16 protein-coding genes are annotated in these 18,241 nt (G+C 70.7%); 14 read left to right on the forward strand and 2 right to left on the reverse strand.

The window, feature by feature from the left end:
- Window positions 1–48 precede the first annotated feature (48 nt).
- The 6 genes from ABZ642_RS08975 to ABZ642_RS09000 are packed head-to-tail and all read left to right on the forward strand — an operon-like array spanning window position 49 to window position 7,669.
- Window positions 49–1,341 (forward strand): extracellular solute-binding protein, encoded by a 1,293-nt coding sequence (locus ABZ642_RS08975; protein WP_360479456.1) that lies wholly within the window; start codon window positions 49–51, stop codon window positions 1,339–1,341.
- A 10-nt stretch (window positions 1,342–1,351) separates the two neighbouring features.
- Window positions 1,352–2,239, forward strand: coding sequence for a sugar ABC transporter permease (locus ABZ642_RS08980; RefSeq protein WP_360479459.1), 888 nt, complete (start codon window positions 1,352–1,354; stop codon window positions 2,237–2,239).
- Window positions 2,236–3,102, forward strand: a complete 867-nt coding sequence (locus tag ABZ642_RS08985) for a carbohydrate ABC transporter permease (protein ID WP_360479462.1) — start codon at window positions 2,236–2,238, stop codon at window positions 3,100–3,102. The genes ABZ642_RS08980 and ABZ642_RS08985 overlap by 4 nt, the downstream gene beginning before the upstream one ends.
- Before the next feature lie 25 nt (window positions 3,103–3,127).
- Entirely contained in the window at window positions 3,128–4,375 is a 1,248-nt protein-coding gene (locus ABZ642_RS08990; RefSeq protein ID WP_360479465.1) for a glycosyl hydrolase, read from the forward strand.
- Window positions 4,372–4,620, forward strand: a complete 249-nt coding sequence (locus ABZ642_RS08995) for a hypothetical protein (RefSeq protein ID WP_360480222.1) — start codon at window positions 4,372–4,374, stop codon at window positions 4,618–4,620. The genes ABZ642_RS08990 and ABZ642_RS08995 overlap by 4 nt, the downstream gene beginning before the upstream one ends.
- Before the next feature lie 28 nt (window positions 4,621–4,648).
- Window positions 4,649–7,669: a glycoside hydrolase family 38 C-terminal domain-containing protein gene (locus ABZ642_RS09000; RefSeq protein ID WP_360479468.1), complete on the forward strand. Its 3,021-nt coding sequence runs from the start codon at window positions 4,649–4,651 to the stop codon at window positions 7,667–7,669.
- Between the two features lie 270 nt (window positions 7,670–7,939).
- Here ABZ642_RS09000 and ABZ642_RS09005 read toward each other — a convergent pair whose 3' ends face one another.
- Window positions 7,940–8,641, reverse strand: coding sequence for a FadR/GntR family transcriptional regulator (locus ABZ642_RS09005; RefSeq protein WP_360479471.1), 702 nt, complete (start codon window positions 8,639–8,641; stop codon window positions 7,940–7,942).
- 162 nt (window positions 8,642–8,803) lie between these two features.
- Between ABZ642_RS09005 and ABZ642_RS09010 the strand changes: the two genes are divergently transcribed.
- From ABZ642_RS09010 to ABZ642_RS09045, 8 genes are read left to right on the forward strand one after another with little or no spacing between them, the layout of a single operon-like run.
- Window positions 8,804–9,874 (forward strand): sugar ABC transporter substrate-binding protein, encoded by a 1,071-nt coding sequence (locus tag ABZ642_RS09010; RefSeq protein ID WP_360479474.1) that lies wholly within the window; start codon window positions 8,804–8,806, stop codon window positions 9,872–9,874.
- Complete coding sequence (locus ABZ642_RS09015; RefSeq protein ID WP_360479477.1) at window positions 9,871–11,403, forward strand: sugar ABC transporter ATP-binding protein; 1,533 nt, start codon at window positions 9,871–9,873, stop codon at window positions 11,401–11,403. Before ABZ642_RS09010 ends, ABZ642_RS09015 begins: the two co-directional genes overlap by 4 nt.
- Window positions 11,396–12,430: an ABC transporter permease gene (locus tag ABZ642_RS09020; protein WP_360479480.1), complete on the forward strand. Its 1,035-nt coding sequence runs from the start codon at window positions 11,396–11,398 to the stop codon at window positions 12,428–12,430. Before ABZ642_RS09015 ends, ABZ642_RS09020 begins: the two co-directional genes overlap by 8 nt.
- Before the next feature lie 41 nt (window positions 12,431–12,471).
- The gene (locus tag ABZ642_RS09025) at window positions 12,472–13,863 is read left to right on the forward strand and encodes an L-fuconate dehydratase (protein WP_360479483.1); all 1,392 of its coding nucleotides are present in this window, start codon (window positions 12,472–12,474) and stop codon (window positions 13,861–13,863) included.
- Window positions 13,860–14,615, forward strand: coding sequence for an SDR family oxidoreductase (locus tag ABZ642_RS09030; protein ID WP_360479486.1), 756 nt, complete (start codon window positions 13,860–13,862; stop codon window positions 14,613–14,615). Before ABZ642_RS09025 ends, ABZ642_RS09030 begins: the two co-directional genes overlap by 4 nt.
- Entirely contained in the window at window positions 14,612–15,601 is a 990-nt protein-coding gene (locus ABZ642_RS09035) for an aldo/keto reductase (protein WP_360479489.1), read from the forward strand. The genes ABZ642_RS09030 and ABZ642_RS09035 overlap by 4 nt, the downstream gene beginning before the upstream one ends.
- Window positions 15,598–15,810 carry a hypothetical protein gene (locus ABZ642_RS09040; RefSeq protein ID WP_360479491.1) on the forward strand — a complete coding sequence of 71 codons (213 nt, stop codon included), beginning with the start codon at window positions 15,598–15,600 and terminating at the stop codon, window positions 15,808–15,810. The genes ABZ642_RS09035 and ABZ642_RS09040 overlap by 4 nt, the downstream gene beginning before the upstream one ends.
- Window positions 15,807–16,637, forward strand: coding sequence for an amidohydrolase family protein (locus ABZ642_RS09045; protein WP_360479494.1), 831 nt, complete (start codon window positions 15,807–15,809; stop codon window positions 16,635–16,637). Before ABZ642_RS09040 ends, ABZ642_RS09045 begins: the two co-directional genes overlap by 4 nt.
- Before the next feature lie 22 nt (window positions 16,638–16,659).
- On the opposite strand, the gene ABZ642_RS09050 is transcribed toward ABZ642_RS09045, so the two are convergent.
- Window positions 16,660–18,081, reverse strand: a complete 1,422-nt coding sequence (locus ABZ642_RS09050) for a lipase maturation factor family protein (RefSeq protein WP_360479497.1) — start codon at window positions 18,079–18,081, stop codon at window positions 16,660–16,662.
- Between the last annotated feature and the right edge of the window lie 160 nt (window positions 18,082–18,241).

Below are 18,241 nucleotides of genomic sequence, written 5' to 3' on the forward strand. Positions count from 1 at the left end.
CTGCCGCGGCACCTTCGGCCGCCCCCCGCTGCAAAGGAGCAACGGACCATGCGCATCTCCCGCAGAGCCCTCGCCCTCGCCGCTGCCGCCTTCCTCGCCCTGCCGCTGAGCGCCTGCGGCTCCGGGGCGGACGGCGGTGGTTCCACCGACGCCTCGGGCAAGGTGGAGGGCGACATCACGTTCCAGACCTGGAACCTGCGCGCGAACTTCAAGTCGTACTTCGAGGGCCTGATCGCGGACTTCGAGAAGAAGTACCCGGACACCCACGTCAAGTGGATCGACCAGCCCGCCGAGGGCTACGCCGACAAGATCAGCGCGGACGCGGCCGGCGGTACCCTGCCCGACGTCGTCAACGTCTCCCCGGACCTCGCCGCCCCGCTCGCCAAGGCGGGCCTCGCCCTCGACCTCGACAAGGCGGCGGCCAAGTACCGGCCCGAGTATCTGGACGGGGCGTGGGCCAGCCATCGGATACCGGGGATGAGCGGGACGTACGCCTTCCCCTGGTATCTGAACACCGGACCGCTCTTCTACAACAAGGCCCTGTTCAAGCAGGCCGGACTCGATCCCGCGCAGCCGCCGAAGACCTACGACGACCTCTTCGCCGACGCCCTGAAGATGGCACAGCAGAGCGACGGCAAGGTCGCCACCCTCGCCAACGTCCCCACCGTCGAGGACTTCGGGCGCTACGGCGTCGAGCTGATGGACAAGCAGGGCACCGGGTTCGCCTTCAACGACGCGAAGGGCGTCGAACTCCTGACCAAGTACAAGGAGTTGTACGACGCCAAGGCGCTCGACCCGCAGGCGCTGACCGCGACCCCGGAGTCCTCCGGCAAGAAGTTCCTCACCGAGGCCGTCGCCATGAACCCCGGCAGCGCCCTCGACCTCGCCAACTTCCAGAAGCAGGCGCCGAACCTGTACAAGAACATCGGGATCACCGACCAGATCACCAGCACCGGGCACGTCAACATGTACGTGATGGGTGTGATGGTCAACTCCCGGACCAAGCACACCGCGGCCTCCGTCGCCTTCGCGCACTTCGTGACCGACGCGCAGAACCAGATGTCCTTCGCCAAGCAGGTCGCCATCTTCCCCAGCACCGCCGGCTCCCTCGACGACCCGTACTTCACCAAGGAGGACGGCACCGACGAGACCCGGGTGCGGATCGCCGCCGCCAAGTCACTGAAGAACGCGGTCAACTACACGCCGGTGCTGTTCAGCGACCAGATGAAGACCGCGCTGCGCAACGAGGTCGCCAAGGCCCTGCAGGGCAAGGAGAGCCCCAAGACGGCTCTGGACAACGCTGTCAAGGCCTGCGACCAGCTGCTCCAGCAGCAGGGCTGAGCGGGGAGACATGGCCGGCGTGTCCCGCGTGCGGCGCCAACTCCCCACCAGTCCATGGCTGTTCGCCGCGCCCGGACTGCTGGTCATCGGCGCCTTCGTGCTCTATCCGTTCGTCTCGACGGTGGTCAACTCCTTCACAGACCGTCGCACCCTGATCCCGGGCCGGTTCGTCGGCCTCGCCAACTTCCGTGAGCTGATCCACGACGACATGTTCTGGACCGGCCTGCGCAACAGCACGCTGTACGTCCTCGTGGTCGTGCCGGCACTCGTCGTCCTGCCGCTGCTGCTCGCACTGCTGGTGCAGAAGAACATCCCGGGCATCACCTTCTTCCGGTCCGCCTTCTACACCCCGGTCGTCGCCTCGATCGTCGTGGTCGGGCTCATCTGGGTCTGGCTCCTCGACGAACGCGGCCTGGTCAACTCCCTGCTGGAGACGGTCGGGGTCGGCCGGATCGGCTTCCTCAGCGACCAGTGGCTGCTTCTGCTGAGCGCGATGGCGGTCACGGTCTGGAAGGGCCTCGGCTACTACATGATCATTTATCTGGCGGCGCTCGCCAACGTCCCGCGCGAACTGCACGAGGCCGCCGCCGTGGACGGCGCGGGAGCGGTGCGCCGCTTCCTCTCCGTCACCGTGCCCGCCGTACGCTCCACGATGGTGCTGGTCGCCGCGCTCTCCTCGGTCGCCGCCTTCAAGGTGTTCTCCGAGGTGTACCTGATGGCGGGCCCGAGCGGCGGCCCGGCCGGCGAGGACACCACCCTCGTGATGCTCGTCCAGCGCACCGGCACCGGACTGACCGGCCGGGTCGGGTACGCCTCGGCGCTCTCCGTCGTGGTCTTCGTCGTCACCGTCGCGCTGATGCTGCTGGTGCTGCGCGCCGACCGGAGGGACCGCTCATGAGCACCCCCAGGGCCCGCTTCACCGACGAGCACGGCCGCCGCATCCGGACCGGCGAACTGGCCCTGCGCTACGGCCTGCTGCTGCTTGTGCTGGCCGTCACCGTCGGACCGTTCCTGTGGCAGCTGTCCACCTCGCTCAAGGGACCGACCGAGGACATCTTCAGCTCGCCCCCGAGCTTCCTGCCCGAGCATCCCACCCTGCACAACTACCAGCGGGTCGCCGACACCATCCCCGTCTGGGACTACGCCCTCAACTCGCTGAAGGTGGCGGGCGCGAGCGTCGTCACCAACTGCGTCGGCTCGGCGCTCGCCGGATACGCCCTGGCCCGGCTGCGCTACCGGGGCCGCCGGGTGGCCACCCTCGTCTTCATCCTCGCGATGCTCGTGCCGGTGGAGGGGATCATCATCGCCCAGTTCACCACCATGCGGGAACTCGGCCTCAACAACACCCTGATCGGCGTCGTGCTGCCCGGCTCCATCGGCGCCATGAACGTGCTGCTGATGCGCAACGCCTTCCTCAACCTGCCCTACGAGATCGAGGAGGCGGCCTATGTCGACGGCGCCGACGTCTGGCAGCGGTTCCTGCGAATCGCACTCCCGTCGGTCAAGGGCACCGTCGCCGTCGTCGCGATCTTCGCCTTCATGGGTGCCTGGGACGACTTCCTCTGGCCGCTGATCGTGCTCAGCGACCCGTCCAGGTTCACGCTCACCATCGGCCTCAACTACCTGCACGGCACCTTCGCCAACGACGAACGTCTCGTCGCCGCCGGCACCGTGATCGCCGTGGCCCCGCTCATCGCCCTGTTCGCCTGCCTCCAGCGGTACTTCTTCCGCGGGGTCGGCGAAGGCGCCGTCAAGGGCTGAACCCCCGTTCCCGCAAGGAGACCGCATGCCTCCGGCCGTGCGCTTCGGCGTCAACTACACCCCCAGCGAAGGGTGGTTCCACCACTGGCTCGACTTCGACCTGGACTCCGTGCGCGCCGACCTCGACTCGATCGCCGCCCTGGGACTCGACCACATCCGGGTCTTTCCGCTGTGGCCCTACTTCCAGCCCGACCGCACCCTGATCCGGCCGCGGGCCGTGGAGCAACTGGTAGCCCTCGCCGACGCGGCCGCCGAACGCGGGCTCGACGTCAACGTGGACGGCCTGCAGGGGCACCTGAGCAGCTTCGACTTCCTGCCGGCCTGGACCAGGACCTGGCACCGGCGCAACCTCTTCACCGACCCGGAGGTCGTGGCGGGGGAGGCCGCCTACCTGCGCACCCTGGCCGCCGCGCTCGCGGACCGGCCGAACTTCATCGGGATGACGATCGGCAACGAGGTCAACCAGTTCGCCGCCGGCCCGCATCCGGATCCGGACCGGGCCACCGAGGCGGAGGCCGAGCGCTGGCTGGCCCGGCTGCTGGCCGCCTGCGCCGAGGCCGCCCCCGGCAAGCTGCATCTGCACGCCTCCTACGACGCCGCCTGGTACCAGGACGACCAGCCCTTCACCCCCGCCCACTCGGCCCGCCTCGGCGACCTCACCGCCGTGCACTCCTGGGTGTTCGACGGCACCGCCCAGCGCCACGGCCGTACCGCCCCGCAGACCGAGCAGCACGCCGCGTACCTGGTGGAGCTCAGCAAGGCCTGGGCCGAGGACCCGCACCGGCCCGTATGGCTCCAGGAGGTGGGCGCGCCCGCGCCGCTGATCCCCGCCGAGCACGCGGCCGCGTTCACCGAGGCGACCCTCACCGCCGTACTGGACTGCCCCGACCTGTGGGGCGTCACCTGGTGGTGCTCGCACGACGTCAGCAGGAGCCTCGCCGACTTTCCCGAACTCGAGTACGGACTCGGTCTGTTGACCAACGACCGCAAGCCCAAGGACCTCGCGCACGCCCTCGCGGCGGCCGAGCCCAGGGCGGCGAAGGCACGCACCACGGCGCTGGTCGTGCCCTCCGACCCCGCCCGGCGCTCCCGGTGCGCTCCCGGTGGCCCCGTCTTCGACGCCTGGTTCCGCCTCGCCGTCGACGGCGCCCGCCCCACCACCGTCCTCGACACCCGCGCGGACGACCAGGAGCATCTCGCCGCGCGCGGCATCACCGAGGTCGTCACTCCCGATCAGGTACTCCCCACCCCACCAGGAGGCGCCCGCTCGTGAACCCGAGAAGACGCGCCGTCCTCATCGCCGCCACCGCGGCGGCCCTGGCCTGCTTACTGCCGGCGACGGCGGCGACCGAGGCGGCGGCCGTCACCCGGCGCTTCCTCGGCGCCACCGGCCAGCGGGCCTTCCACCTGACCGGGCTCCAGCCGGAGCAGGGCGAGGTGACGGCACGGTTCGAAGTGCGTGCCGCAGGGGAGCTGTACACCTCGTCGGACCCCGCAACGGTCACGCACACCTGGTAACCGGTAACGAACAAACGGAGCACCCCACATGCATGACGACCGCAGCTTGGTTGAAGCCCGCCTCAGGCGCGTCCTCGACGAGCGCATCCGTCCCGCCGTGTACCCCGAGTCCGTGCCGCTCGACGTCGCCGTGTGGCACGCACCCGGCGAACCCGTGCCGGTCGCCGAAGGGCTCGCGGCCGAGCCCGGGCCGATCGAGGTGGGCGCCCGGTGGGGTGCTCCGTGGGGCACCAGCTGGTTCCGGGTGACCGGAACCGTTCCCGAGGAGTGGGCGGGGCGGACCGTGGAGGCCCTGCTCGACCTCGGATTCGACGAGAACATGCCCGGCTTCCAGTGCGAGGGCCTGGTCTACCGGCCCGACGGCACCCCGGTGAAGGGCCTCAACCCGCGCAACCAGTGGGTCCGGATCGGCGCCCCGGTGGCGGGCGGCGAGCAGGTACGGCTGCACGTCGAGGCCGCGTCCAACCCCGTCATCCTCGACTACCACCCCTTCCGGCCCACCCGGCTGGGCGACAAGGACACCGCCGGGCACGAGCCGCAGTACACGCTCACCCGGATGGACCTCGCCGTCTTCGACGAGACCGTGTGGCAGCTGGTGATCGACCTGGAGGTGCTCGGCGAGCTGATGGCCGAGCTGCCGGCGGACGCCCAGCGCCGCTGGGAGATCCTGCGCGCGGTCGAACGGGCCCTGGACGCGATCGACCTCCAGGACGTCAACGGCACCGCTGAGCAGGCGCGTTCCCAACTCGCCGGCGTCCTGTCCGTACCCGCCGCCCCCTCCGCGCACCGGATCAGCGCGATCGGCCACGCGCACATCGACTCGGCCTGGCTGTGGCCGCTGCGCGAGACGGTCCGCAAGGTGGCCCGTACGACCGCCAACATGACCGCCCTCATCGAGGACGAGCCCGACTTCGTGTTCGCCATGTCCCAGGCCCAGCAGTGGGCGTGGGTGAAGGAGCACCGGCCCGAGGTGTGGGCGCGGGTGAAGAAGGCCGTCGCGGACGGCAGGTTCGTGCCGGCCGGCGGCATGTGGGTGGAGTCGGACACCAACATGCCGGGCTCGGAGGCGATGGCCCGTCAGTTCGTGCACGGCAAACGGTTCTTCCTCGACGAGTTCGGGATCGAGAACGACGAGGCCTGGCTGCCGGACACCTTCGGCTTCGCGGCCGGGCTCCCGCAGATCATCAGGGCGGCGGGCTCCACCCGGCTCCTCACCCAGAAGATCTCCTGGTCCCAGACGAACAAGTTCCCGCACCACACCTTCCAGTGGGAGGGCATCGACGGCACCCGGATCTTCACCCACTTCCCGCCCGTCGACACCTACAACTGCTCCATGAAGGGCAGTGAACTCGCGCACGCGGCCCGTAACTTCAAGGACAAGGGCCGGGCCCGGCACTCCCTCGCGCCGACCGGCTGGGGCGACGGCGGCGGGGGCACGACCCGCGAGATGGTCGCGAAGGCGGCCCGGGTACGGGATCTGGAGGGCGCGCCGACGGTCGTCTGGGAGACCCCGGAGGAGTTCTTCAAGAAGGCGGAGGCCGAATACCCGGATCCGCCCGTCTGGGTGGGCGAGCTCTACCTCGAACTCCACCGCGCCACCCTCACCAGCCAGGCCAGGACCAAACAGGGCAACCGGCGCAGCGAACACCTCCTGAGGGAGGCCGAGCTGTGGGCCGCGACGGCCGCCGTCCGCACCGGATTCCCCTACCCCTACGAGGACTTGGACCGGATCTGGAAGACGGTCCTGCTGCACCAGTTCCACGACATCCTGCCGGGTTCGTCGATCGCCTGGGTGCACCGCGAGGCCCGGGCGACCTATCAGCGGGTCGCCGCCGAACTCGACGGGATCATCGAAGCGGCCCAGCGGGCCCTGGCCGGGGAGGGCGACCGGCCCCTCCTGTTCAACGCGGCGCCGCACAGCAGGAACGGCGTACCGGCCGGGGGCGCCGGCGAGGAGGCGCCGCCCGGGGAGGTGACGGTCTCGGAGCGCCCCGAGGGCGGCCGGATCCTCTCCAACGGCCTGCTCCGGATCGAGATCGACGACCGGGGCCTGGTCGTGTCCGCGTACGACGGCACGGCCGTCCGCGAGACCATCGCCCCCGGCACGGCCGCCAACCTGCTCCAACTCCACCCGGACTTCCCGAACATGTGGGACGCGTGGGACGTCGACGCCTTCTACCGCAACGCGGTCACGGACCTCACCGACACCGACGAGCTGACGGCCGGCGCGGACGGCCGCTCGGTCCGGATCACCCGGTCCTTCGGCTCCTCCCGCGTCACCCAGGTGCTGTCACTGGAGCCCGGCGAGCGCCGCCTGCTGATCGACACGGAGGTGGACTGGCACGAGACGGAGAAGTTCCTGAAGCTGGCCTTCCCGCTGGACCTGCACGCCGAACGCTATGCGTCGGAGACCCAGTTCGGCCACTTCCACCGTCCGACCCACACCAACACCTCATGGGAGGCGGCCAAGTTCGAGGCCTGCAACCACCGCTTCATCCACCTGGACGAGCCGGGTTGGGGCGTGGCGATCGTCAACGACTCGACGTACGGCCACGATGTGACCCGCGCGGTCCGCACGGACGGTGACCGGGGTACGACGACCACGGTCCGCGTCTCCCTGCTGCGCGCCCCGCGCTTCCCCGACCCCGAGACCGACCAGGGCGTGCACCGCTTCCGGCACGCACTGGTACCGGGCGCGGCAGTCGCGGACGCGGTACGGGAGGGCTGGCGGATCAACCTGCCGGAGCGCAGGGTGACGGGTGCGCGGGAGGCGGCTCCGCTGGTCACGGTCGACCACGACGGCGTGGTCATCACCGCCGTGAAGCTGGCCGACGACGGCAGCGGCGACGTCGTGGTCCGCTTCCACGAGGCCCACGGCGGCCGGGCCCACGCGACCCTGACGGCGGGCTTCGAGGTCACGGGGGTCACGGCGACGGACCTGCTGGAGCGGCCCCTGGCCGATGCCCCCGCACCGATCCTGGACGGGGCCGACGTGACCCTGCGCCTGCGTCCGTTCGAGCTGAGGACACTGCGCTTCAGCAGGGCGTGACCCACCACGTCCCGGCCGGAACACCGCCGGATGCCCCCGCCCCGCGCGGAACGCCACGTCATGCGCGCGGTGGTGGGGGCACCGGCGCCCCCACCCGGCCGGCCCGCCGGCGGTCACGTACTCACCCGACAGGGACACCGGCCCCCGCCCCTCCGTATGTCCGCCGTCGACTCTGGTGGCACAGCGGGCCGACCGGTGAAACCCCCTTGTCCCCAAGTCAGTTGTGGACCCCTGCCACAACAGGCCCGGCGGATCGGTGAATCCTCTGCCTCAGGCGCCCAGCTGCGCCCGCAACCACTCCTCCACCTCACCCACATGCGCGGCCGCCGCGGCCCTCGCCGCCTCCGGATCCCGGGCGACGAGGGCCCGATGGATCGCGGCGTGCTCGCGGCGCGTCCTTGCGAACGCCCCCTCCTCCTGAAACCCCCGCCACACCCGCGCCCGGAACGTCCGCGACGACAGTCCCTCCAGGATCGCGGCCATCGTGTCGTTCCCCGCCGCACCCGCGATCACCCGGTGGAACGCGAGGTCGTGCGCGAGGATCTCCTCCGGGTCGTCCGTCGCGTTCATCGCCGTCAGATGCTTCTCCACCTCGGCCAGTTGGTCGGGCGTGATCCGCGCGGCGGCCAGTGCCGTCGCCGTCGACTCCAGGACCCGCCGGACCTCCAGCAGTTCCACCAGCTGCGGTCCACGTGACAGATCGGCGACCACTCCGAACGTCTCCAGCAGGTCACCCGCCTCCAGCTGGGTGACGTAGATGCCGGAACCGTGCCGGGCCTCCAGGACGCCCAGAACCGTCAGCGCGCGGATCGCCTCGCGCATCGAGCTGCGGGACATGCCCAGCTGTGCGGCGAGATCCCGTTCCGTCGGCAGCCGCTGGCCCGGCTCCAGGCGGCCCTCTCCGATCATCGCCTTGATCCGCTCGATGGCGCGCTGCGTCACCGTGCCCTTCTGCGGGGCTGTCTCGTCCACACCGCTCCTCCGTTCGCCGGTGCGCCGCAGTCTAACCAGCGATGTGGTCCGACCACTACGGCTGATTTCGCGGAAAAACGCGTCCGCAGGGTGTTGACGGCGCCGAGTGGTCTGATAAGTATGCGGGCATCTGCTCGAACACGCTCGATGAGGAGCTGCCAGATGCCCGGCAGAACACTGGGGAAGCGGAACAGGTACCGGATCTTCGGCGCGACGGCCGTGGCCGTCGGCGCCTCGCTCGCGCTGGCCGCATGCGGCAGCACGAAGGACACCGGCAGCGGGAGCGCCGGAGGCGGCGGCACCGGCAAGGTCGGGGTGATCCTGCCCCTGCTGACGTCGCCGTTCTGGCAGTCGTACAACGACTACGTGCCCAAGATGGCGAAGTCGGAAGGCGTCGAGGCGCTGAAGACGGTGAACTCCAACAGCGACCCGTCGCAGCAGATCACCGACATCAACAACGAGCTGAACCAGGGCGTGAAGGGCCTGGTCGTCGCCCCGCTCGACAGCGCGGCCATCGAGGCGGGTCTCGATCAGGCCGAGCGCAAGGGGGTGCCGGTGGTCGCCGTGGACGTGGCGCCCGACAAGGGCAAGGTCGCCATGGTGGTGCGCGCCGACAACGTCGCCTACGGCACCAAGGCCTGCGACTACCTCGGCTCGCACGTCACCAGCGGCAAGGTCGTGCAGATCATGGGCGACCTGGCCTCGGTCAACGGCCGGGACCGCTCGGAGGCGTTCCGGGACTGCGTGAAGAAGAAGTACCCGAAGCTCAAGGTGCTGGAGATCCCCGCCAAGTGGGAGTCCGACACCGCCGCGTCCAAGCTGGACACGCTCCTCAACGCCAACCCCGACATCAAGGGCATCTACATGCAGGCCGGCGGTGTCTACCTCGCGCCGACCCTGCAGACCCTGAAGTCCAAGGGCATGCTCAAGACGGCCGGGCAGAGCGGGCACATAGTCATCGTCTCCAACGACGGCATCCCGCAGGAGTTCGACGCCATCCGCAAGGGCCAGATCGACGCCACCGTCTCCCAGCCCGCCGACGCCTACGCCAAGTACGGCATGTACTACATCAAGGCGGCGATGGCGGGGAAGACCTTCAAGCCGGGTCCGACCGACCACGACTCCACGATCGTCAAGCTGCCCAGCGGCATCCTGGAGGACCAGCTCCCCGCGCCCCTGGTCACCAAGGACAACGTGGACGACCCGAAGCTGTGGGGCAACACGGTCAAATGAGCACGCCACTTGTTGAGGCCCGGGACATCGTCAAGCGGTACGGCCCCACCGTCGCCCTCGCCGACGGCCGGCTCACCGTGCGGCCCGGCGAGTCCCACGCCCTCGTCGGCCGCAACGGCGCCGGCAAGTCCACCCTGGTCGGCGTCCTCACCGGCCTCCAGGCCCCGGACGGGGGCACGGTCCGCTTCGACGGCGAGCCCGCGCCCCCGCTCACCGACCGGGATGCCTGGCGGAGCAAGGTCGCCTGCGTCTACCAGAAGCCCACGGTCGTACCGGAGCTGACGGTCGCCGAGAACCTGTTCATCAACCGGCAGCCGCTGCGCCGAGGTCTCATCAGCTGGCGGCGGCTGCGGAGCGAGGCGGCCGCCCTGCTCGACACCTGGGACGTCCATGTCGACCCCGAGGCCCGCACCGCCGACCTCAAGGTCGAGGACCGCCAAATGGTCGAGATCGCCAGGGCGTTGAGCTTCGGCGCCCGGTTCATCGTGCTCGACGAACCGACCGCCCAGCTCGACAACCGGGAGATCGAGCGGCTGTTCAGCCGGATGCGGGCGCTCCAGGACTCGGGCGTGACCTTCCTGTTCATCTCGCACCATCTCCAGGAGGTCTACGAGGTCTGCCAGACCGTCACGGTGCTCCGTGACGCCCGCTGGATCACCACCGCGCCCGTCGCCGAACTCCCGCGCCGGGCCCTGGTGGAGGCCATGGCGGGGGAGTCGATCGCCGAGCAGGACCACAGCCGCGACGCGGTGGCGGACGGATCCCCGGTCGTGCTGGACGCGCGGGGGCTGACCTCGCCGACGTACCAGGACATCGACCTCACCGTGCGCCGGGGCGAGGTCGTCGGGATCGCCGGATCCAGCGGCAGCGGCAAGATCGAGCTGGCGGAGTCCTTCGCCGGCCTGTACACGCCGACCTCCGGAGTCGCGCAACTCGGCGGCGAGCGGCTGCCGTTCGGCGATGTGCAGGCCGCGCTCAAGGCCGGTGTCGGCTGTGTGCCGCGCGACCGGCACGGGCAGGGGCTGGTCTTCGGGATGAGCATCGGCGACAACGCCACCATGAGCGTCCTCGACCGGCTCGGCCGCTTCGGTTTCGTCGCCGGCGACCGCAAGCGCCGCTTCGCCGACGAGCTGATCGAGCGCCTCGACATCCATGCCGAGGGCCCCGAGCAGCCCGTCTCCGACCTGTCCGGCGGCAACGCGCAGAAGGTCGTCATGGCCCGCGCCCTCGCCTCCGACCCCCGGCTGCTCGTGCTCATCAACCCGACCGCGGGCGTCGACGTGAAGTCCAAGGAGTCGTTGCTCGCCCGCATGGACAACGCCCGCGAGGACGGCACCGCCGTACTGGTCGTCTCCGACGAACTCGACGACCTGCGCCGCTGCGACCGGGTCCTCGTCCTCTTCCACGGCCGCGTCGTCGCCGAGCACCCGGCGGGCTGGCGCGACCATGAGCTGATCGCCTCCATAGAAGGAGTGGACTCCATGCCCCCAGGAGCTGGCTCCCCGGCCGAAGGAGTGGACCATGGCTGACACGAAGGCCCCGTCGGCCTCGACCGCCGGCCCCGTACGCGTCCCGGACGCCCGTGCCGCCAAGACCGTGCTGCTCCGCAGGGTCCGTGAACTCGCCCTCGTACCAGCGCTGTTGGTTCTCCTGATCCTCGGCGCGATCGTCAACGACTCGTTCCTCACCGAACGGAACCTGATCTCCATCCTGGGCGCCTCGGCCGCCCTGGCCATGGTGGTCCTCGCCGAGTCGCTGATCCTGATCACCGGCAAGATCGACCTGTCCCTGGAGTCGGTGGTCGGCATCGCCCCCGCCGTCGGCGCCCTGCTGGTGCTGCCCACCGCGGAGTCCGGCTGGGGCACCGGGTGGCCGGCCGGGCTCGCGCTGCTCGCCGTGCTCGTCGTCGGCGGGGTCATCGGCGCCTTCAACGGCGTCCTGGTGGTGAAGTTCAAGCTCAACGCCTTCATCGTCACCCTCGCCATGCTGATCGTGCTGCGCGGGCTGCTCGTCGGCGCCACCAAGGGCAAGACGCTGTTCGGCATGCCCGACGCGTTCTTCTCCCTGGCCACCTCCACCTTCCTGCGGGTCCCGCTGTCGGTGTGGCTGGCCGCGGTCGCCTTCGGCGTGGCCGGACTGATCCTCAAGTACCACCGGGTCGGCCGCGCCCTGTACGCCATCGGCGGCAACGCGGAGGCGGCCCGCGCGGCCGGTATCCGTGTCGACCGGGTGGTGCTGGGCGTCTCCGTCGTCGCGGGCGTCCTCGCCTCCGTCGGCGGGATCATGCAGACCGGTTACGTCGGCGCGATCAGCGCCAACCAGGGCAACAACATGATCTTCACGGTGATGGCGGCGGCGGTGATCGGCGGCATCAGCCTGGACGGCGGCAAGGGCACCATGTTCGGCGCCCTGACCGGCGTACTCCTGCTGGGTGTCGTACAGAACCTGCTCACCCTGGCACAGGTCCCCTCGTTCTGGATCCAGGCCATCTACGGCGGCATCATCCTGGTCGCTCTCATGATCGCCCGTGTCACCACGGGACGGGCGCAGGACTGAGCGGCCCGCGTCCCGAACTCCCCCTGACCGAAAGGCAATCCGTGTCCCCGAGCCCCGGCCCCTCTTGTCGCGTCACCGCGGTCGACACCTACGACATCCGCTTCCCCACCTCGCGCGAGCTCGACGGCTCGGACGCGATGAACCCGGACCCCGACTACTCGGCGGCCTATGTCGTGCTGCGCACCGACGCGGCCGACGGGCACGAGGGACACGGGTTCACGTTCACCATCGGGCGGGGCAACGACGTCCAGGTCGCCGCGATCGACGCGCTGCGGAACCATGTGCTCGGCCGCCCGGTGGACGAGATCTGCGACGACCCCGCAACCCTCTACCAGGACCTGATCGGCGACAGCCAACTGCGCTGGCTCGGCCCCGAGAAGGGGGTGATGCACATGGCGATCGGCGCGGTGATCAACGCGGTGTGGGACCTCGCCGCCCGCCGGGCCGGCAAGCCGCTGTGGCAACTGCTCGCCGACGCCGAACCCGAGTGGATCGTCCGCCAGATCGACTTCCGCTATCTCACCGACGCCCTCACTCCCGAGGAGGCCCTCGGCATCCTCCGGCGCGCCCGCGAAGGCGCCGACGAGCGCCGGGCCCGGCTGCTGGACGTCGGCTTCCCCGCCTACACCACCTCCGCGGGCTGGCTCGGCTACGACGACGAGAAGCTCACCCGGCTCGCCGCCCAGGCGGTAGCCGACGGCTTCCGGCAGATCAAGCTCAAGGTCGGCGCCGACCTGGAGGACGACATCCGGCGCTGCCGGGTGGCCCGCGCGGTCGTCGGCCCGGACATCCGGATGGCCATCGACGCCAACCAGCGCTGGAACGTCGACGAGGCGATCCGGTGGACCAAGGCGCTCGCCGAGTTCGACCCGTACTGGATCGAGGAGCCCACCAGCCCCGACGACATCCTCGGCCATGCCGCCGTCCGCCGGGCGGTGACCCCGGTCAAGGTCGCCACCGGCGAACACGTGCAGAACCGGATCGTCTTCAAGCAGCTTCTCCAGGCCGGCGCGCTCGACATCGTCCAGATCGACGCGGCCCGGGTCGCCGGCGTCAACGAGAACCTCGCCATCCTGTTGCTCGCCGCCAAGTTCGGCGTCCCGGTCTGCCCGCACGCGGGCGGTGTCGGACTGTGCGAACTCGTCCAGCACCTCTCCATGTTCGACTACCTCGCGGTCGCCGGCACCACCGACGACCGGGTCATCGAGTACGTCGACCATCTGCACGAGCACTTCCGCGACCCGGTGGTGATCCGGGAGGGTCACTACACGGCACCCACCGCACCGGGCTTCTCGGCCGCCATGCGACCGGAGTCCATCGCGGAGTACACCTATCCGGGCGGCACCTTCTGGGCCGCCGACGCGCAGACGCAGGCACAGACGCAGGCGCCGGTACAGACGCAGGCACAGAAGCAGAAGGGACAGGCCGCATGACCGACTTCGAGGGCCTGAAGGCACTGGTCACCGGCGGGGCCTCCGGGATCGGCCGGGCCACCGCCGAACTCCTCGCCGAACGCGGCGCGCAGGTCGCCGTCCTCGACCTCGACCCGTCCGCCGTCGAGAAGCCGCTGCTCGGCTTCCAAGCCGACGTCACCGACGACGCCTCCGTGCGTACGGCCGTGGAGAGCGCGGTGGAAGCCCTCGGCGGCCTCGACGTCCTGGTCAACAACGCCGGCATCGGCGCCCAGGGCACGGTCGAGGACAACGACGACGACGAATGGCGCCGCGTCTTCGACGTCAACGTCCTCGGCATGGTCCGCACCGCCCGCGCGGCCCTGCCGCACCTGCGCCGCTCCGACCACGCGGCGATCGTCAACACCTGCTCCATCGCCGCCACCGCGGGCCTCCCGCAACGCGCCCTGTACAGCGCCACCAAGGGCGCCGTGTACTCCCTCACCCTCGCCATGGCCGCCGACCACCTCCGCGAGGGCGTCCGCGTCAACTGCGTCAACCCCGGTACGGCGGACACCCCGTGGATCGGCCGCCTCCTCGACAAGGCGCCCGATCCGGCCGCCGAACGGGTCGCCCTGGCGGCCCGCCAGCCCTCCGGCCGACTGGTCTCCGCCGCCGAAGTCGCGGGCGCCATCGCCTACTTGGCGAGCCCGCTCTCCGGCGCCACCACCGGTACCTCCCTCGCGGTCGACGGCGGCATGCAGGGCCTGCGGCTGCGCCCGGCGGGCCAGTGAGCACCCTCGGCCGAAGCGGCGTCCCGGTCAGCCCCCTGGGCCTCGGCGCCGCCGTCATCGGCAACCTCTACACCGAAGTCTCCGACCGGCAGGCGCACGACACCGTCACCGCCGCCTGGCAGCAGGGCATCCGCTACTTCGACACCGCCCCGCACTACGGCCTCGGCCTGTCCGAACGGCGGCTCGGCGAGGCGCTGCGGGAGTACGACCGCGACGCCTACACCCTCTCCACCAAGGTGGGCCGCCGCCTGGAGCCGGGGCCCGGCGACGGCGACGACCTCGCCCACGGCTTCGCCGTGCCCGACCGCTACCGCAGGGTCTGGGACTTCACCGCCGACGGCATCCGCCGCACCCTGGAGTCGAGCCTGGAGCGGCTCGGCCTGGACCGGATCGACGTCGTCTATCTCCATGACCCCGACGACCACGACGAACAGGCCTTCCGCGAGGGCTACCCGGCCCTGGAGAAGCTGCGCTCCGAGGGCGTCGTCGGTGCGATCGGCGCCGGCATGAACCAGACGGCCATGCTCACCCGGTTCGTCCGCGACACCGACGTCGACGTGGTGCTATGCGCCGGCCGCTACACCCTCCTCGACCAGAGCGCCCTGGCCGATCTGCTCCCGGCCGCCGGGGAACGCGGTGCCTCGGTGGTGATCGGCGGGGCCTTCAACTCCGGTCTGCTGGCCGACCCGAAGCCCGACGCCACCTACAACTACGCTCAGGTCTCGCACGAGTTGCTCGCCCGCGCCCTGCGCCTCAAGGAACTCGCCGAACAGCACGGCACCACGCTCCGCGCGGCGGCCCTCGCCTTCTGCGCCGCCCACCCGGCCGTGGCGAGCGTGCTGGTCGGCGCCCGCTCGGCGGCGGAGATCGAGGACGGGGCACGGCAGTTCGCCACCCCGGTGCCCGCCGCCTTCTGGCGGGAACTGCGCGACAGCGGACTCGTGCGCGGGGACGCCCCGCTCCCGACGGAGGAGGAGCCGTCATGAGAGTCGCCCTGCACACCAAGGTCCGCCCGGACCGCGTCGCCGAGTACGAGGCCGCCCACCGCGACGTACCCGTCGAACTCACCGAGCCGGAGAAGCCGCCGGTCGGCATCGCCTGGCAGGCCCGGACGGCCGCACTGCTCGATGCCGTCCACGACCACTCCGAGGCAGGCCCGGACGCCGGTCTGCCCGTCGCAGGGGAGCTGCCATGACCGTCGACGCCCACCACCACGTCTGGGACCTCTCGGTACGAGACCAGGACTGGATCACCGGCCCCGAACTCCGGCCGCTCAGAAGGAACTTCACCGTCGAAGACCTCGAACCCGAGGCACGGGCGGCCGGAGTCACCCGTACGGTCCTCGTCCAGACGGTCACCGTCCCGGAGGAGACCCCCGAGTTCCTGGCCCTCGCCGACACCCACGACCTGGTCGCCGGAGTCGTCGGCTGGACCGACCTGACCGACCCGGCGATCGCCGACGAACTCGCCCGCCTGAGCGAACTTCCCGGCGGTGCCTACCTGAAGGGCATCCGCCACCAGGTCCAGGGCGAACCGGACCCGGAGTGGCTGCTGCGCCCGGACGTCCACCGGGGCCTGGCCGCGATCGCCGACGCGGGCCTCGTCTACGACCTGGTGGTACAGGCCCACCAGCTTCCGGCCGCCGTCAAGGCGGCCGACTCCCACCCCCAGCTGACCTTCGTCCTCGACCACCTGGGCAAACCACCGATCGCCTCCGGAGACCCCGGCGCCTGGGCCACCGCGGTACGCGCCCTCGCCGCCCTGCCCAACACCGTCTGCAAACTCTCCGGCATGGTCACGGAGGCCGACCCCGCCTCCTGGACGGTCGACGACCTCCGCCCGTACGCCGACACCGTCCTGGACGCCTTCGGCCCGGACCGCCTGATGTTCGGCTCGGACTGGCCGGTGTGCGTCCTGGCCGCGACGTACGCCGAAGTCTTCGACGCGGCGGAGCAGTTGATCGGCCCCGACGAACGCACCCGGGTCTTCGAGACCACCGCCACCCGCGTCTACGGCCTCTGAGCCCCGTCTCCGTCACCCGCGTCTACGGCCTCCGGGCCGCCCCCGCCAGCCGCGTCGGCGGCATGAACTCCCGCACATACGTCCGCTCCCAGCACGCGCCCGTCTCCCGCAGCTCCCGCCAACTGGTGTAGCGGTAGCTGAAGAGGCGGGCGCGGACGAAGCGCGGGGGGCGGTCGGGCGGAAAGGGGGAGCGGCGCAGCAGCCGTAGCGTGTCGCGGTCGTTCTCCAGGAGGCGCTCCACCAGGCCGCCGAACCAGTCGCCGGCGTAGGCGGGGGAGAGGGCGGCGAACCACATCAGCCAGTCCAGGCGGAGATGGTAGGGCGCGAACTGGCGCGGCCAGTACCGTGGATCGCCCGGCTTGCCCTTGAACTCGTACTCCCGCCAGTCCGAGTCCTCGTGCGGCGCCTCGTCCAGCGTGCCCTCGACCACCACCTCGTACCGCACCCGGCTGACGCTGCCGAACGCGCCGTAGGTGTTGACCAGGTGGAGCGGGTCGAAGGAACGGTTCATGACCTGGCGACGCGAGATCATGTTCACCACCGGGCGGTAGCTCAGGAAGAGCAGCAGCGCGGCCGCGGCGAGGACGACGATCTCGTACCAGAGCGGGGTGGGCGGCGCGGAGCTGTGGCCGGTCGGCAGCCGCAGCGCCGACAGGGCCAGCACGATGGTGATCCAGTTCAGCCAGGAGAAGTTGCCGGAGACCACCAGCCACAGCTGGGTGAGGACCATCAGCGACGCGGCCGCCGTCGCGATCGGCTGCGGAGTGAACAGCAGGACGGGGACCACGAGCTGGGTGACGTGGTTCGCCGCCACCTCCGCCCGGTGCACCGGTTTGGGCAGGTGGTGGAAGAACCAGCTCAGCGGACCCGGCATCGGCTGGGTCTCGTGGTGGTAGTAGAGGCAGGTCAGCTTGCGCCAGCAGGCGTCCCCGCGCATCTTGATCAGGCCCGCGCCGAACTCCACCCGGAACAGGATCCAGCGCAGCAGGAACAGGACGACGACCGGCGGGGCCACCTCGTCGTTGCCGAGGAAGACGGCGAGGAAACCGACCTCCAGGAGGAGCGACTCCCAGCCGAACGCGTACCAGGTCTGGCCGACGTTGACGATCGAGAGATACAGGGCCCAGGGGATCAGCCACAGCGCCATCGCGGCCCATAGCGGGAGCCGGGAGTCCAGCCCGGCCAGCAGCGCCGCCGACACCGCGCAGCCCGCCCAGGCACAGGCCGCGAAGAAGCGGTCCGAGTAGTGCAGGTGGAAGAGGCTCGGCGCCCGCCGGAAGGGGACCCGGTCGACGAACCTCGGGATCGGCAGCATCCCGCGCTCGCCCAGCAGGGCCCGGAACTGGAGCGCCGGCACCAGGAACGCCACGAGATACACACCGGCCAGTGCCCGCTGGAAGACCAGCCTGCTCAACCAGTACCCGGGTGCGGTGAACCAGTCCACGGCCGTGCGCCCCTGCCTCTCTGCGGTCTGCGGTCTGCGGCCCCGGTGACGGGAAAGGGCCCGTCACCCTGTGTACCGCGTCCCTCCGGGCACGTAACCCGAGCGGGTGAAGTGGACAGTATGGGATAAATTGCCCGGCCGGGGTTCCCCTGGCAAGGTG

Source organism: Streptomyces sp. NPDC007157 (assembly GCF_040634235.1).
Classification (GTDB): domain Bacteria; phylum Actinomycetota; class Actinomycetes; order Streptomycetales; family Streptomycetaceae; genus Streptomyces.